16 protein-coding genes and 1 pseudogene are annotated in these 13,844 nt (G+C 68.4%); 15 read left to right on the forward strand and 2 right to left on the reverse strand.

The genetic code is table 11. The features are described 5' to 3' along the window. Positions 1-10 precede the first annotated feature (10 nt). Both CA606_RS02645 and CA606_RS02650 read left to right on the forward strand, forming a co-directional pair. Positions 11-766, forward strand: coding sequence for a YebC/PmpR family DNA-binding transcriptional regulator (locus tag CA606_RS02645; protein WP_096052510.1), 756 nt, complete (start codon positions 11-13; stop codon positions 764-766). A gap of 67 nt (positions 767-833) precedes the next feature. Then, entirely contained in the window at positions 834-1,796 is a 963-nt protein-coding gene (locus CA606_RS02650) for a phosphoribosylaminoimidazolesuccinocarboxamide synthase (RefSeq protein ID WP_096052509.1), read from the forward strand. 9 nt (positions 1,797-1,805) lie between these two features. Here the strand turns inward: CA606_RS02650 and CA606_RS02655 are convergent, their stop codons facing one another. Then, positions 1,806-2,162, reverse strand: a complete 357-nt coding sequence (locus tag CA606_RS02655) for a GFA family protein (RefSeq protein WP_097563458.1) — start codon at positions 2,160-2,162, stop codon at positions 1,806-1,808. Here CA606_RS02655 and CA606_RS19830 point away from each other — a divergent pair. Beyond that, a pseudogene (locus CA606_RS19830) lies at positions 2,137-2,241 on the forward strand (hypothetical protein); the annotation flags it as partial. The gene CA606_RS02655 and the pseudogene CA606_RS19830 overlap by 26 nt on opposite strands. Here CA606_RS19830 and CA606_RS02660 read toward each other — a convergent pair. Next, complete coding sequence (locus CA606_RS02660) at positions 2,225-3,649, reverse strand: M20/M25/M40 family metallo-hydrolase (protein WP_096052507.1); 1,425 nt, start codon at positions 3,647-3,649, stop codon at positions 2,225-2,227. The pseudogene CA606_RS19830 and the gene CA606_RS02660 overlap by 17 nt on opposite strands. 128 nt (positions 3,650-3,777) lie before the next feature. On the opposite strand from CA606_RS02660, the gene ruvC reads away from it, so the two are divergent. The 12 genes from ruvC (at position 3,778) to tilS (ending at position 13,807) form a co-directional block, all read left to right on the forward strand. Further along, entirely contained in the window at positions 3,778-4,299 is a 522-nt protein-coding gene (gene ruvC, locus CA606_RS02665) for a crossover junction endodeoxyribonuclease RuvC (protein WP_181242880.1), read from the forward strand. Beyond that, entirely contained in the window at positions 4,296-4,913 is a 618-nt protein-coding gene (gene ruvA / locus CA606_RS02670) for a Holliday junction branch migration protein RuvA (RefSeq protein WP_096052505.1), read from the forward strand. Before ruvC ends, ruvA begins: the two co-directional genes overlap by 4 nt. Positions 4,914-5,058: 145 nt before the next feature. Then, positions 5,059-6,099, forward strand: a complete 1,041-nt coding sequence (gene ruvB, locus CA606_RS02675; protein WP_096052504.1) for a Holliday junction branch migration DNA helicase RuvB — start codon at positions 5,059-5,061, stop codon at positions 6,097-6,099. Beyond that, complete coding sequence (locus tag CA606_RS02680) at positions 6,089-6,955, forward strand: hypothetical protein (RefSeq protein ID WP_096052503.1); 867 nt, start codon at positions 6,089-6,091, stop codon at positions 6,953-6,955. The genes ruvB and CA606_RS02680 overlap by 11 nt, the downstream gene beginning before the upstream one ends. Next, positions 6,952-7,395 (forward strand): tol-pal system-associated acyl-CoA thioesterase, encoded by a 444-nt coding sequence (gene ybgC / locus CA606_RS02685; RefSeq protein ID WP_096052502.1) that lies wholly within the window; start codon positions 6,952-6,954, stop codon positions 7,393-7,395. Before CA606_RS02680 ends, ybgC begins: the two co-directional genes overlap by 4 nt. Positions 7,396-7,509: 114 nt before the next feature. After that, positions 7,510-8,208, forward strand: a complete 699-nt coding sequence (gene tolQ, locus CA606_RS02690) for a protein TolQ (protein WP_096052501.1) — start codon at positions 7,510-7,512, stop codon at positions 8,206-8,208. Positions 8,209-8,212: 4 nt separating this feature from the next. Continuing rightward, complete coding sequence (locus tag CA606_RS02695) at positions 8,213-8,731, forward strand: ExbD/TolR family protein (protein ID WP_096052500.1); 519 nt, start codon at positions 8,213-8,215, stop codon at positions 8,729-8,731. 7 nt (positions 8,732-8,738) lie between these two features. Then, positions 8,739-9,551: a cell envelope integrity protein TolA gene (tolA, locus tag CA606_RS02700; RefSeq protein WP_096052499.1), complete on the forward strand. Its 813-nt coding sequence runs from the start codon at positions 8,739-8,741 to the stop codon at positions 9,549-9,551. Beyond that, positions 9,548-10,897: a Tol-Pal system beta propeller repeat protein TolB gene (tolB, locus tag CA606_RS02705; protein ID WP_181242746.1), complete on the forward strand. Its 1,350-nt coding sequence runs from the start codon at positions 9,548-9,550 to the stop codon at positions 10,895-10,897. Before tolA ends, tolB begins: the two co-directional genes overlap by 4 nt. Before the next feature lie 197 nt (positions 10,898-11,094). Continuing rightward, positions 11,095-11,658, forward strand: a complete 564-nt coding sequence (gene pal, locus CA606_RS02710; protein WP_096052498.1) for a peptidoglycan-associated lipoprotein Pal — start codon at positions 11,095-11,097, stop codon at positions 11,656-11,658. 77 nt (positions 11,659-11,735) lie between these two features. Next, the gene (ybgF, locus tag CA606_RS02715; protein WP_096052497.1) at positions 11,736-12,590 is read left to right on the forward strand and encodes a tol-pal system protein YbgF; all 855 of its coding nucleotides are present in this window, start codon (positions 11,736-11,738) and stop codon (positions 12,588-12,590) included. Beyond that, complete coding sequence (tilS, locus tag CA606_RS02720; RefSeq protein WP_096052496.1) at positions 12,581-13,807, forward strand: tRNA lysidine(34) synthetase TilS; 1,227 nt, start codon at positions 12,581-12,583, stop codon at positions 13,805-13,807. The genes ybgF and tilS overlap by 10 nt, the downstream gene beginning before the upstream one ends. Positions 13,808-13,844: the final 37 nt, after the last annotated feature.

A 13,844-nucleotide genomic window follows, 5' to 3' on the forward strand; every position in this document is an offset into this window, starting at 1 on the left:
GCGCGCGCGCATGGCCGGCCATTCGAAATTCAAGAACATCATGCACCGCAAGGGTCGCGCCGACGCCGCGCGGTCCAAGCTGTTCTCCAAGCTGTCGCGGGAAATCACCGTCGCGGCCAAGACGGGCCTGCCCGATCCGGCCATGAACCCGCGCCTGCGCCTGGCCGTGAACAACGCCAAGGCCGAAAGCCTGCCCAAGGACGTGATCGAGCGCGCGATCAAGAAGTCGCAGATGGGCGACGCGGCCGACTATTTCGAAATCCGCTACGAAGGCGTCGCCGCCGGCGGCGTCGGCATCGTCGTCGAGGTGCTGACCGACAACAAGAACCGCGCCGCCGCCAACGTCCGCTCCTACTTCACCAAGATGGGCGGCAATATGGGCGCCACCGGCTCGGTGACCTTCAACTTCGATCGTGTCGGCCAGATCAGCTATCCGGCCAAGGCCGCGTCGGAAGACGACATGATGGAAGCGGCCATCGAGGCGGGCGCCGACGACGTCGTCTCCGATATGGACGAGGAAGGCGAAGGCCACACCGTCTACACCGCCTTCGAAAGCCTGAACGATGTGGCCGCCGCCCTGGAAGCCAAGTTCGGCGCGGCCGGCAACACCAAGATCGCCTGGCGTCCGAAGATGCAGGTGCCGGTCACCGGCGACAGCGTCGCCACCCTGATGAAGCTGCTCGACATGCTGGACGAGGACGACGACGTCCAGGCCGTCTACTCGAACGAAGAGATCAGCGACGAAGACCTGGCCAGGCTGGGTTGATGAATTGGGGGAGGTCCGGTGGGGCCTCCCCTTCGTCTTTGCGTATCCCCGAAAGGCCGAGGCCCTAGTGACCCTGTCCGCTTCCAACGCCCTGTCTGTCGTCGACCTGCCCTACCTGCCCAACCACTATCGCGGCAAGGTGCGGGACAACTACGACCTGCCCGACGGTCGCCGCGTGATCGTGGCCTCGGACCGGCTGAGCGCCTTCGACCGCAACCTGTGCGCCGTGCCCGGCAAGGGGCAGGTGCTGACAGAGACGGCGCGGTTCTGGTTCGACGCTACGGCGGACATCTGCCCCAATCACGTCCTCGCCTATCCCGATCCGAACGTGCTGATCGGCAAGCGTCTGGAGATGCTGCCGGTCGAGCTGGTGGTGCGCGGCTATCTAGCGGGGACGACCTCGACCTCGATCCTGACGCTGTACAACAAGGGCGAGCGCCAGATGTACGGCGTGACCCTGCCCGACGGCCTCAAGGCCAATCAGCGCCTGCCGCAAGCCATCCTCACCCCGACGAGCAAGGCCGCGGACGGCGACCACGATGCGCCGCTGTCGCCGGACGAGGTGCTGGCCCAAGGGCTCGTCACGCCCGCCCAGTGGGAGCAGCTCAGCGCCTACGCCCTGGCCCTGTTCGCGCGCGGCCAGGCCATGGCCGCCGAGCGCGGCCTGATCCTGGCCGACACCAAGTACGAGTTCGGCCTGGATGAGACCGGCGCCATCGTGCTGGCCGACGAGATCCACACGCCCGACAGCAGCCGCTTCTGGAAGGCCGCCACCTACGCGGCCCGGTTTGAGGCCGGACAGCGCCCCGAGAGCTTCGACAAGGACTTCGTCCGGGCCTGGGTGGCTGAGCGGTGCGACCCCTACAACGACCCGATCCCCGAGATCCCGGCCGAGCTGATCGCCCAGACCTCGGCGGTCTACATCGAGGCGTTTGAGGCCATCACCGGCCAGACCTTCGCCGCGCCGGACGCAAGCGAGCCGGTCATGGCCCGCGTGAAGCACAACCTCGACGCTTATCTAGCGGGGTAGGGCGACGCCTCAGCCGGGCGGATTCTGCTCGAACTGCAGCGCGTCCTCATGCGGGCGATGCCAGGGCGGCGCGCTGACCATCCACATGTCGGCCTGGACCTTGAAGTCCGAGGCGTCATCCAGACTGCCGACCTTCACCGCGACCATGTGTCGGTTCTTGTCCGGTCGCGAGAAGACGTGAACGCCGCAGGTCCCGCAGAAATAGGAGCCGCCGCTAGCCTCGCTGGCGCGGAACACGCGGGGCTCCCCGGCGGTCACCTCAAGCGCGTCAGCGGGAAACACCATGGTCAGGTTCGGCGAGCCGCCCGCCACGTACTGGCAGTCGCGGCAGTGGCAGGCGATGTGGAACAGCGCCGCCGCCGTCACGGTGTAGCGGATCTCGCCGCAGCGGCAGCCGCCGGTTCTGCTGGTCATCACCGCGTCCCGCCCTACTTCCCGCCCGCATAGTCCTTGATCAGGCCGTGCAAAAAGTCGCGCCCCTCATAGAGCGACTTGACGCGCATGCGCTCGTTGAGGCCGTGAGCGCCAGTCCCGTCTGGACCATGGAACAGGCCGGTGACGCCATAGGTCGGGATGCCCGCCGCGCTGGTGTGGACCGCGTCGGTCGCGCCGGTCGACATGACCGGCAGGATCGGAACGCCGGGCCACAGCTTGGCGGCGTTCTTCTGAATGGGGCCCATGATCGCCGGCGTCAGCGGCGGGGGCGGTGAGGCGGGCTTGGAGCTGTGGGCCAGGGTCACGGCGACCGCTGGATCCGCAGCCAGCTCGGTCAGCTTGGCCTTGACCTCATCGATGGGCGTGCCGGGAAGGATACGGCAGTTGATGTTCGCCGTAGCCCGCTGGGGCAGGGCGTTCGGCGCGTGGCCCGCGCTGACCATGGTGGCGACGCAGGTGGTCCGCAGCATCGAATTCCAGGTGCGGTCCTTGGTGATCAAGGCGAGCGCGGCCGGATCGTTGATGTCGGCGACCAGGGCCTTCATCGCCGTCGCCTGCTCCGGCGTCACGCGCGCCTGCATCTGGGTGAAGTAGCCCCGCGTGGCGTCGTTGAAGCGCGGCGGGAACTGATAGGCGCCGATCCGGTCGAGCGCTGCGGACAGCTGATAGATCGCATTGGGCGAAATGGGTCGGCTGGAATGTCCGCCCGGATTGGTCACGGTGAGCGTAAAGTCCTGGTAGACCTTCTCGCCGGCCTGGACCTCGAGCATGACCGCCTTGCCCTGTTCATCGAGGAGACCTGAGGCGCCTTCGTTCAGGGCGAACTCGGCGTCGACCAGGGGGCGGTGGTTCTTCAACAGGTCCTCGATGCCGTTATAGCCCTCGCTCTCCTCGCCGCAGGTCAGGGCCATCTTGATGTCGCGCTTGGGCTTGAACCCCGCCTGCTTCAGCCGGATCAGGCTGTCGACCCAGATGGCGGCCTGGGCCTTGTCGTCCGACGTGCCGCGTCCGTAGAAATAGCCGTTCTCCTCGACCAGCTTGAACGGATCGCGGGTCCAGTCCTCGCGCTTGGCCTCGACGACATCGATATGGGCCAGCAGCAGAATGGGCTTGGTCTTGGCGTCGGTCCCGCGCAGGACCGCGACGAGGTTGCCTTCGCGCGGATGCTTGGGCTCGACCACGACCTTGACGTCGGCTTCTGGGAAGCCGGCCGCCTTCAGCCTGGCGCCCATGGCCTCGGAGGCCGCAGTGCACGAGCCGACCGACAGGGTGGTGTTGATCTCGACCAGCTCCTGGTAGAGCGCGCGGAAGGCCAACTGGTCCGGGCTGAGGCTCTTGGGCGTCGGCGCGGTCTGCGCGTTCGCGGTCGTCGCCAGCGCCATCAGCGCGCCCACCGTCGTCCATGCCATCGGCTTCATCGAAATCGTCTCCCCAGGACCTTGCGGCGGGCAGCAGAGCCCGCCTCGCGGCCGTGCGCAAGGGGCGCGCGCGGTTAACCGTCCGTTAGCAAAGGACTGGCTTTTCGTGGGGGCGCGAAAAGGCGATGGTGCGAGAACACATGATGAACGCGAATCGCACCCCCATTCGAATTCTGGGCCTGGATCCCGGCCTGCGCCGCACCGGCTGGGGCGTGCTCGCCGTCGAGGGGTCGCGTATGACCCACGTCGCCCATGGCGTGATCGCGCCGGACGAGAAGGCCGAGTTCGCTGACCGACTGCTGCATCTGTTCGAGGGCATCACGGCGGTGATCGAGCAGCATCGCCCCGACGAGGCGGCGGTCGAGGAGGTGTTCCTCAACACCAACGCCCAGTCGACCTTGAAGCTGGGCCACGCCCGCGCCGCCGCCTTGATCGCGCCGGCCCGCGCCGGACTGCTGGTGGCCGAATACTCGACGCGCCTGGTCAAGAAGGCGGTGGTCGGGACGGGCGCGGCCGACAAGGCGCAGATCGGTTTCATGATCGCGCGGCTGTTGCCGACAGCGGGCAAGACGACGGCCGACTGCGCCGATGCGCTCGCCGTCGCCATCACTCACGCCAATCTGCGCGTCGCCAATCGGAGGGTCGCATGATCGGACGTCTGCGCGGGGCCGTCGCCGAGGTCGGCGAGGAAGAGGCCCTGATCGACGTCATGGGCGTCGGCTATCTGGTTCGCTGTGGCCATCGCACGCTCCAGCGCCTGCCGGCCCTGGGCGAAGAGACGCTGCTGCATATCGAGAGCCAGTGGAGCGAGAGCGCGGGCTTGCGGCTCTATGGTTTCCTGACGCGGGAGGACCGCCGCGCCTTTGTGCTGCTGCAGGCGATCCAGGGTGTCGGGCCCAAGGCCGCGATGGCGGTGCTGGACGTGCTGTCGCCAGCCGAGCTGGCCAGCGCTGTGGCCCGCGAGGACAAGGCCGCCGTCGGTCGCGCCAACGGCGTGGGGCCGAAGCTGGCCCTGCGCATCGTCACTGAGCTGAAGGACAAGCCGATCACCGACGGGCCGGTGCTGATGAGCGCCCCGACCTCGTCCACACCGTCCGCGCCCGCCAAGCCCGCCCCGACCGGCGACGCCGTCGCCGCCCTGATGGGCCTGGGTGTGGCCGAGGTGAACGCCCGCCGCGTGGTCGAAGCGGCCGCCGCCGAGCTGGGGGAAGAGGCGACGGTCCAGGCGCTGATCAAGGCGGGCCTCAAGGAGCTTGGGCGATGAGTGCGTTTAGAAGCCCTGCCCCCTTGATGGGGGAAGGGTTGGGATGGGGGTGTTTCGGCGTTGACCGCCAGCACGAACCTGACCGTCCCAGTCACCCCCATCCCCGGCCCTTCCCCCATCAAGGGGGAAGGGGGGAGATCGTCCAATGACCCGCGTCATCTCCGGCGAGCCCCAGCACGGCGACCTCGCGCCGACCGACCGCGCCCTGCGGCCCCAGACCCTGGCCGAGTTCGTCGGTCAGGAGCAGGCCAAGGGCAATCTCCGCGTCTTCATCGAGGCCGCCAAGGGCCGGGGCGAGGCCCTGGATCACGTGCTGCTGTTCGGGCCGCCGGGCCTGGGCAAGACCACCCTGGCCCAGATCGTCGCCCGTGAGTTGGGCGTGAACTTCCGCGCCACCTCGGGTCCGGTGTTGAACAAGCCGGGCGATCTGGCGGCGATCCTGACCAATCTGGAAGCCAACGACGTTCTGTTCATCGACGAGATCCACCGCCTGTCGTCGAACGTTGAGGAGATCCTCTATCCAGCCATGGAGGACCATGTGCTGGACCTGGTGATCGGCGAGGGGCCCTCGGCGCGCTCGATCCGCATCGACCTGGCCCCCTTCACCCTGGTGGCGGCCACGACCCGGGCCGGGATGCTGGCCACGCCCCTGCGCGACCGCTTCGGCATTCCGATCCGCCTTGAGTTCTACACCCCGGCCGAGTTGCGCCACGTGCTGCAGCACGCCGCCCGCAAGATGGGCGCGCCCCTGACCGATGACGGCGCCGACGAGATCGCAAAGCGGGCCCGGGGTACGCCGCGTGTGGCCGGCCGCCTGCTGCGGCGGGTGCGCGACTTCGCCACCGCCGACGGCGCGATGAGCATCGACCGCAAGGCCGCCGCCATGGCCCTGGCCCGTCTGGAGGTCGACGAAAGCGGCCTCGACAGCCTGGACCGCCGCTATCTGCGCGCCATGATCGAGAACTATGGCGGCGGGCCTGTGGGCGTCGAAACCATCGCCTACGCCATCGCCGAGGCTCGCGACGCGGTCGAGGACGTGATCGAGCCCTACCTGATGCAGCAGGGCTTCATCCAGCGCACACCGCGCGGCCGCATGGCCTGCGGCAAGGCCTATCTGCATTTGGGCCTCACCCCGCCCGCCGCCCCGCCCGGGCAGGCGCAGGGCGCGCTTTTTGATGAGGGCTGACAGCTTGCGCGTGATCCGCTTGTTCACCGCCGGTCTGGCCGCCGCCGGCCTCGCCGTCTCCCTGGCCGCCATCAACTTGGCCGGCGCCCCGCGCAACGCCTTGATCGTCCAAGGCCTCGCGGCCGTGCTCGCCCTGGGCCTGGCCCTGCTTGTGGGGCGGTTCTGGCGCAGGGCCCGCTGGCGTCTTTGGTTGCTGATCGCCGCCTGCGCCCTGGCCTTGGTCGTGACCCTGATGAACGGTGTCTCGCTGGAGGGGGCCAAGCGCTGGCTGGCGCTGGGGCCGGTGCAATTGCATACCGCGTCCATGGTCTTGCCGTTCGCGGCCTGGGCTTTCGCCAAAGGCTTCGGCGACCGTCGCGCGGCGCCGATCGCGGCCTTGCTGGCCTTCCTGCTGCTGTACCAACACGATGCGGCCTCGTCGCTGGCCTGGGCCCTGGCGCTCGCGGCGGCGGCGCTGGTCGAGCGCCCGCGTCAGGCGACCCCCTGGGCGTGCGTGGCCATCGCCGTGCTTCTGGCCTACGGCGCCTGGGTCGAGCCAGACACCTTGCCGGCCGTGCCCTATGTCGAGGGCCTTTTGGACCAGACGTTCGCCGCCAATCCGGTGCTGGGCGTGCTGGCCGGCGTGTTGATGATCAGTCTGCCCGCGCCGTTCCTCTTGGTCGCCCGCACGCGGCCAGAGCGTCGCGCCGAAGCCCTGGCCCTGGCCGCTCTGTGGACTGGCTGGATCGCCGGGAACCTGTTTGGAAACTATCCAGCGCCTGTTCTAGGCTACGGCGCCGCGCCGATCCTGGCCTGGGGCCTGTCCCTGGGTCTGGTGCTCGGTGATCCCGTCAACCAGGACCCGCCTGCGCCATGATCGAACCGACCGCCGGCGTCTTCGAGGGCCGCGAGCACCGGCTGCCCGTGCGCATCTATTACGAAGACACCGACTTCACCGGCATCGTCTACCACGCCAACTACCTGCGCTATCTGGAGCGGGGGCGCAGCGACTTCTTCCGGGCGGTGGGTATCTCGCACACCGAGCTCGCCAAACAGGACACCGGTTTTGCGGTCATCCGCATGGAGCTGGACTTCAAGCGCGCGGCGCGGATCGACGACGCCTTGCTGGTGCGCACCCTGTTCGAGCGCGCCGAGGGCGTTCGGCTTCACGTCCGCCAGACGATCACGCGCGGCGATGAGGTGCTGTTCGAGGCCACGGTGGTTGCGGTCTGTATCAGCCTCTCAGGACGACCGCGTCGGCCGACGGCGGACATGCTGGCCAAGCTCGCACCCTGGCTGATCCCGACCGACAGCTGAGCGATGTCGATTTTCCGGATCGCTCGACGATTGTCATAGTTTCACCCCAGCGCCGCTTCATGCCATACGGCGCTCTCCAGTCCTGATCAGACGACCCAACGGAGCCTATCCCGAATGGACGCCGCGGCCGCCGCCCCGAATTTCTCGTTCTTCGCCCTGTTCATGCAAGCCGACTGGGTCGTGAAGGGCGTCATGATCGGTCTGATCCTGGCCTCTCTGGGCTCGTGGGCCGTGATCCTGGACAAGCTGTTCCGCTTCCAGGCGCTGAACCGCGCCGCCGACCGCTTCGAGGAGCAGGTCAGTGGCGGTCGCTCGCTGGAGGATGTCGCGGGTGAGGCCGGCGCCAATCCGCGCAACGCCCTGCCACGCATGCTGCAGGCGGCGCTGAAGGAGTGGCGCGACGCCAAGGCCAAGGGCGCGATGAGCGAAAACCAGGCGGGTTTCCTGATCGCGCGGATCGACCGCATCCTCGACACCCAGATCGCGCGCGAGACCACCAAGGTCGAGGAGGGGCTCGGCAGCCTGGCGATCGTGGCCACCGCCTCGCCGTTCATCGGTCTGTTCGGCACGGTTTGGGGCATCATGCATGCGTTCCAGAACATCGCGATCTCGAAGAACACCTCGCTGGCCGTCGTCGCGCCGTCGATCGCCGAGGCGCTGTTCGCCACGGCCATCGGCCTGATCGCCGCCATCCCGGCCTACATCGCCTACAACAAGTTCTCGACCGACGCGGGCAAGTACGCCGGCCGCCTGGAAGGCTTCGCCGACGACCTGTCGACCGCGATCCAGCGTCGCCTGGCCGAGCGGGTCTGAGCCGATGGCGATGTCCTCCAACGACGCCTTCGCCACGGGCGGGCGCCGAGGCCGTCGTCGCGGCCGCCGCTCGCGCGGGGCGCTGTCCGAGATCAACGTCACGCCGCTGGTCGACGTGATGCTGGTGCTGCTGATCATCTTCATGATCTCGGCCCCGCTGCTGACGGCCGGGGTTCCGCTGGAGCTGCCCAAGACCGAGGCCGCAGCCCTGCAGAACCAGGACGAGCCGATCACCGTGTCGATCCGCAAGGACGGCGAGATCTTCGTCGGTGAGACGCAGATCCCGTTTGAGAACCTGGCGCCGCGCATCGGCGCGATCGCGGGCGATGGCTATGACAAGCCGATCTTCGTGCGCGCTGACGGCGGAGCGACCTACGCGGTCGTAGCCCAGGTGATGGCGGGCCTGTCGAACGCCGGCTTCAACAAGATCAACCTGATCACCGAGACTGGCGGCCCTTCGACGGGCGCGGCCCCGCGCGAAGCCCAGCCCGAGGGCGCGGCCGACCTGCGGCCTGCGCAGTAGGCGGGGCATGAGCGCTCGCCGCGAACAGACTCTGTCTCCGGCCCTGCTGGGGTCGATCGCCCTGCACGGCGCTGTGGCGGCGGTCATCGCGTTCGGCTTGCCGTGGAAACAGTCCGAGCCGATCACGATCGGCGAGTCGGTGCCGGTCACGATTGTCACCAACGGTCCGACCAATGTGCGCCCCGCCGAGGAAGCGCTGGAGGAACAGACCGCCCAGACCCCGGAACCGACGCCCGAGGCGACGCCCCAGCCGCCCGCGCCGACGCCAGCCCCCACGCCGACGCCCGCCCCGGCTCCGCCGCCCAAACCCACGCCGGCTCCCAAGCCCGCTCCCACGCCGACGCCGACCAAGCCAAAGCCGCAGAAGAAGGCCGACACCGACTTCTTCGCCTCGCTGGAGGCGTCGATCGCCAAGTCCCAGAAGGCCAGCGGCAAGCCGACGGCCAATGCGCCGAAGGGCCCTGCGCGCGCCGAGACGTCCGTGTCGGCGCGACCAGCCATGGGCGCAGCCACCGGCTTGTCCGCCGCCGCCCTTGGACGCTTGCAGGGCGAGGTGCAGGATCGCTGGAATCCGAACTGCGAGGTCGAGGGCGGGGCCAACGTCAACGTCCGGGTCGTGTTCGTGATCGGACCGGGCGGCCGCGTCGTCGGCCAGCCGGAATCACCCGGTACGTCTTCGCCTGATCCCGTCGTGAAGGCCGCCTCGGATCGCGCCATTCGCGCGCTGTTCGCCGCCTCGCCGTTCGCCTACCTGCCGTCGGACCTGTACGGTCAGAAAATCGCCCTCAACTTCAACGCAAAACAGGCCTGTTCGCGTTGAGGCCTGAAAAGATGAACAAGGAGACCGCGATGCGCCAACAAGCCCGGAAGGGTGTCAAAGCCCTGCTGCTGATGGTCGCCGCCCTGCTGAGCGGCGCGGCCCTTGTCACCCCAGCGGCCGCGCAGATCGAGGTCGACATCAACGCCGGCGCGGTCAAGCCGCTGCCGATCGCGGTTCCCACCTTCTCGGGCTCCACGCGCGGCGCCGAGATCGCCCAGGTCATCACCGGCAATCTTGAGCGTTCGGGTCTGTTCCAGCCGCTGAACGTGGCGGGCGTTGCGGACAGGTTGGCGGACGTCAACGTGCAGCCGCGCTTTCCGGACTGGCAGGCGACCGGCGCTCAGGCGCTTATCAACGGCCAGGTCACGGTCGGCGCCGACGGCGGCCTGCGCGTGGACTTCCGTCTCTGGGACGTGTTCAGCCAGCAGCAACTGCTGGGCCTGCAGTTCTCGTCCACGCCCGACAACTGGCGTCGCGTGGCGCACAAGATCAGTGACGCGGTCTATGAGCGCCTGACCGGCGAGAAGGGCTATTTCGACACCCGCGTGGCCTTCGTCGCCGAGAGCGGCCCCAAGCTGAATCGCGTCAAGCGTCTGGCGATCATGGACCAGGACGGCGCCAACCCGCAGTACCTGACCGATGGCTCGTACATCGTGATGACGCCGCGCTTTTCGTCGACCAGCCAGGAACTGACCTACATGGCCCTGCGGCCGACCGGGTCGTCGATCTACCTTCTGAACCTGGAGACCAGCCGCCAGGAAACGGTCGGCAAGTTCCCCGGAATGGTGTTCGCGCCCCGCTTTTCGCCCGACGGCAGCAAGGTGGCCTTCTCGGTCGAGCGGAACGGCAATAGCGACATCTACCTGATGGATCTGCGCTCGCGCGTGACGACCCGCATCACGACCGATCCGGCGATCGACACCTCGCCGTCCTTCTCGCCGGACGGGACCAAGATCGTCTTCAACTCCGATCGCGGCGGGCAGGCCCAGATCTATGTGATGAACACCGACGGTTCGGGCGTGCGGCGGATCTCGTATGGCGGCGGCCGCTACACGACGCCCGTCTGGAGCCCGCGCGGCGACTTCATCGCCTTCACCAAACAGACGGGCGGCGAATTCCACATCGGTGTGATGCGCGCCGATGGCGGTGACGAGCGCCTGTTGACCACCAGCTATCTCGATGAAGGCCCCACCTGGGCTCCAAACGGTCGGGTGCTGATGTTCTTCCGGGAAGGCGCCAGCGGGAATCCGAGACTTTGGACCGTCGACATCACCGGCCGGATCCTGCGTCCAGCCGCTTATGGCGGTTCGGCTTCCGACCCGGCCTGGTCGCCCCTTCTGGACTAAGGTTCGAACGGTGCGAGCAACCTTAGCCGTCACCGTGCGTTCCCGGTTGGAGGATGGTGGTGGCGGTCGTTACTCCCGTCGGAAGTGAATCCGCACCGACTGTCAGGCATCTGACATCATTGTGAGGCTATGTCAGACATTTAGAGGGTCCATTCCAAGCGTTGCGCAGGTATGGATCAGGCTCTGAGTTCGTAGACTTGAGGAGAAACTGGATGAGCTTCGACACCCAGCGCGCCGTTAGACTGGCGCTCGTCGGCCTGGCCGCCGCCTCGCTGGCCGCGTGCGCTTCGCGTCCGAAGCCCCAACCCGTCACGCCGCCGGCCCAGCCGCAACCGACGCAACCGACGCCCTACACGCCGCCGGCCCAGCCGCCGGTCGCCAGCGGCATCCTGCCCGGTTCGATCCAGGACTTCGTCGTCAACATCGGCGACCGCGTCTATTTCGACACCGATGAGTACGTGATCCGCGCCGACGCCCAGCCGGTGCTGGCCGGTCAGGCCCAGTGGCTGAACCGCTACCCCGGCGTGCGCATCCGCATCGAAGGCAACGCCGACGAACGCGGCACGCGTGAGTACAACCTGGCGCTCGGCGCCCGCCGCGCCAACGCCGTCCGCGACTTCCTGATCGCCCAGGGCGTCGCCGGCGCCCGTATCGAGACGATCTCGTTCGGCAAGGAGCGCCCGATCGACGCGGGTTCGAGCGAAGAGGCCTGGGCCCGCAACCGTAACGGCCACACGGCCATCACGGACGGCGCTCGCTAAGACGCGTTCAGACAGGGCGGCTTCTCAGGCGAGAAGCCGCCCTAGTTTTGTCTCGGTACTATCGGTAAATCACGACCATGACGCTGAAATCCGCCCTGCTCGCCGTCCTGTTCGCCTCAACCGCCGCTGTCGCGGTCGCCCAGACTCCGCTGCCGCCAGCCGATCCGTTGGACGATCGCTCGGCCAAGCGCGTCGAGCGTATGGAGAAGGTCGTGCGCGAGCTGCGCAGCATCGTGTTCCAGGGGCGCGACACGGGTAAGCCGGTCGTCGTGCAGCCGGCCGAAACCGACGCGCAGATCGCGGCGCTGAATGAGCGCGTGTCCGATCTCGAGCAGACCCTGACCCGACTGAACGGTCAGAACGAGGCCGCCAATTTCGAGTTGACCAAGGTCCAGCGCGCCGCCGCCGATCAGAAGGCGCGGGCGGACGCGCTTGAGCAGCGTCTCGCCGCCATCGAGAAGACGCTGGCGGATCTTCAGGCGGCCGCCACCGCCCAGGCTGCGGCGCCCGTCGGCGGCGATGTCCCCGCGCCGCCTGCGCCGCCCGCCGATCCGGCCGTCGCCTTCAAGCAGGCCAAGGATCTACTTTTGGCCGGCGACTACGCCAACGCCGAGCAGGCCTTCGCCGCCTATGTGAACAACTATCCCGACAGCGCCAAGGCGTCCGAGGGGCGCTACTGGCTGGGTGAGACGCAGTTTGTGCGCGAGGCCTATACCGACGCCGCCGGCAACTATATCGGCGCCATTCGAGGCTGGCCGCAAACGAGCTGGGCGCCTGACGCGACCCTCAAGCTCGCCCGGTCGATGGTGGCGCTGAAGAAGACGGCGGAAGCGTGCCGGACCCTCGACGAGCTGGCCAAACGCTATCCCAAGGCGCCCGCCCAGGTGAACTCGCGGGCGGCCTCCACCCGCGTCGCGGCCAAGTGCGCCTAGGCCAGGTTCGAGCCGCTCTCGACCGGCGGCTCGATCCAGCCTCTCACGCGCCGATCGCCGTTGGCTTTTCCGGCGGCGGCGACTCCCTGTTCTTGCTCAAAACGGTTCTGGACTGGGCTCGGCCGCGTGGCCGCTCGGTGCTGGCCTTGGTTGTCGATCATCAGCTGCAACCCGACAGCGCGCGGTGGACCGCGGAGGCTGTCGCCAAGGCGGTGGGGTTCGGCGCAGAGGCTCGCGCTCTGGTCTGGACGGGCGACAAGCCTCGGACAGGCCTCCCCGCTGCGGCAAGACGCGCCCGACATGCGCTGCTGGCTGCGGCCGCGCGCCAGGCCGGTGCGCGCGTCTTAGTCCTTGGCCATACCGCGAGCGACCTTGCGGAGGGGGCGGCGATGCGGGTCGCGGGCTCTTCGGTATCCAACCCCCGGGAGTGGGCGCCGTCACCCGTTTGGCCGGAGGGACGCGGGGTCTTCGTGCTCCGACCGTTACTTTCGCTGACCCGGGCGGAGATCAGAGCTTGTCTCGCGGGCGAGGGGGAAACCTGGTTCGACGATCCCGCCAACCTTGATCTGCGGTACGCCCGGGCGCGGGCTCGCGCGCACGGCGCGGAGGCGGCCCCGAACGTTCGGATCCAGTGCGAGCCGCCGAGGTCCTTCGCTGTCGACTCTGTCGGCGTGATCCGACTGCCCCGCGACGTGGCCCCGGCCCATCTGGCGGCGGCCTTGCTCTGCGCCAGCGGAACCGAGCGGCCGCCCAGGGGCGAGCGCCTGGCGCGTCTGGTCGATCGGTTGCGGTCCGAAGAGACGTTCGCCGCCACGCTCGCCGGCGCCCGCATCGAGGCGGGGGAGGCGGTGCTCATCTGCCGCGACGCCGGTGAGGCTGAGCGAGGCGGTCTCGCCCGCCTCGACCTCTCGCCAGGAGAGCTCGGCGTTTGGGACGGTCGTTGGGAAGTCATCGCCGGCGACGCTGCGGTCGCGGTCGTGCCTCTGAAGGGCCGGGCGTCCAGCTTGGCCATCGGGCAACGGGGCGGACTTGCAGGCGTCGCGGCCGTCGCGCGCCCCTCACTGCCCCTGTTGATGCGCGAGGGGCGCGACGGGGCGGGGGAGCTGCCGCTTGACGGCTCGGAGCTTGCAGCCGAAGGAGAAGGGCGCGCGCGCTCGCTCGTTCTGGATCGGTTCAAGGCCGCCGTGGGCCTTCTCGACCAAGAATCCGTGACTTGATGTCACGTCCGTGGCGCAAGCGCTCGCGACCCCCTAT

The organism is Caulobacter vibrioides, assembly GCF_002310375.3.
GTDB classification, from domain to species: Bacteria; Pseudomonadota; Alphaproteobacteria; order Caulobacterales; family Caulobacteraceae; genus Caulobacter; species Caulobacter vibrioides_D.